This is a genomic window from Streptococcus sp. HMSC066F01 (assembly GCF_001837335.1).
Lineage (GTDB): Bacteria > Bacillota > Bacilli > Lactobacillales > Streptococcaceae > Streptococcus > Streptococcus oralis_S.
This window is the reverse complement of sequence record NZ_KV832083.1, coordinates 1-1,276: the sequence shown is the minus strand read 5'-3', so window position 1 is coordinate 1,276 and position 1,276 is coordinate 1. Positions and strand designations below refer to the sequence as shown.

At 32.6% G+C, this 1,276-nt stretch carries 1 protein-coding gene and 3 pseudogenes; all 4 read right to left on the bottom strand.

All coding sequences use genetic code 11. The features are described 5' to 3' along the window. Positions 1-87: 87 nt before the first annotated feature. Entirely contained in the window at positions 88-684 is a 597-nt protein-coding gene (locus HMPREF2655_RS02845) for a YdhK family protein (protein ID WP_001098860.1), read from the bottom strand. A 20-nt stretch (positions 685-704) separates the two neighbouring features. Then, positions 705-894 (bottom strand): annotated as a pseudogene (locus HMPREF2655_RS09915) (hypothetical protein). A 29-nt stretch (positions 895-923) separates the two neighbouring features. Further along, positions 924-1,049, bottom strand: a pseudogene (locus HMPREF2655_RS09910) (ATP-binding protein); the annotation flags it as partial. 44 nt (positions 1,050-1,093) lie between these two features. After that, positions 1,094-1,276 (bottom strand): annotated as a pseudogene (locus HMPREF2655_RS10205) (CsbD family protein); the annotation flags it as partial.

Below are 1,276 nucleotides of genomic sequence, written 5' to 3'. Positions count from 1 at the left end.
GTTGGTTTTAATTCGTCCCCTAAAGCTACAATCATAGATACCGTAAGGGATTTTATTCTTTATTTAAAACTTTGCAACAGAACCAAATTACTCATTATTTTTGTCATATTCCATCTCATCTTCAGTTACCCACATATGATTCTTAACTTCTTTTTGACCATCGGTTGGAGTGTAATTAACAACGTAAACAGTTCCTGTAATAGATTTATCTACTTTTGCTTCAGCTCCCATCATCCCATCCATGTGATCGGCATTCAAGATAACAGTATCGCCCTCATTTGCTACAGTCTTAGTATCTTTTAACTCTTCTTGTACTACCCATCGATGATTCTTAACCATTGGTCCCCCAGTTTTTGGCTTATAGCTTACTTCATAAATTGTAGTATCAAAGGCTCCTACAACTTGAGCTTTTGCACCTCTCATCCCTTTCATATGATCGCCTAGCAGTATAACATTACTTCCCACCGGGAATTTAGGGTTCGCAGCATCTTTCATTGAAGAAGGAACCATACCTTCATGATTCATTCCCTCCATACTATTCATTTCACTAGACGCTATAGAAGTCGATTCCTCATTTGTACTTTTAGAATTATTCGATTCACTTTGATTGCTACATGCTCCTAAAAATACAATAATTCCAAGACTTGCAAATACTAATTTTATCATCTTTTTCACTGTGTTCATCCTCCTTTAATTAATCACATTTAAGTCATCTCATAAATTTGTAATCCAAAAACTTCTTTTTTAATTGTAGCTATTGATAAGTCCTTCTTAGAAAAGATTACTACAGAATTTGATAAGATATCTAAATGAACTTTTTCGACACTATCTATTGAAATCAGTTGAAAAAATATTTTTTGACCAACATTCACATATTAGTTTAGCAATTTTTATCTATTTTTGAAATAAATAACTCTCCTCCTTTATTGAAATGGTAACTTTATAACAAATTTAGTTCTTAGACCTAATTTACTTTTTACAGTTATACTACCTTTATGCGCTTCAACAAAGCTCTTTACAATAGCTAATCCGATACCTTGCCCCCCTAACTGGGAGTGTTTTAGAGAAAAATAGCAAGATTACCTAAATTTAATTATTTAGCATCATCTTTATGAAGCATGTTTTTAACACCTTCTACCTTTAGAAACAACTTTTTCAGCAGCTCCTTCGTTTTCAAGTTCTTTATCGCCTATCAATTTGCCAACTCCTTCTTTAACAGTTCCTGTTGCTTGGTTTAATTTTTCTTCTGTAAAACTATTGTATCTTGATACTTTAA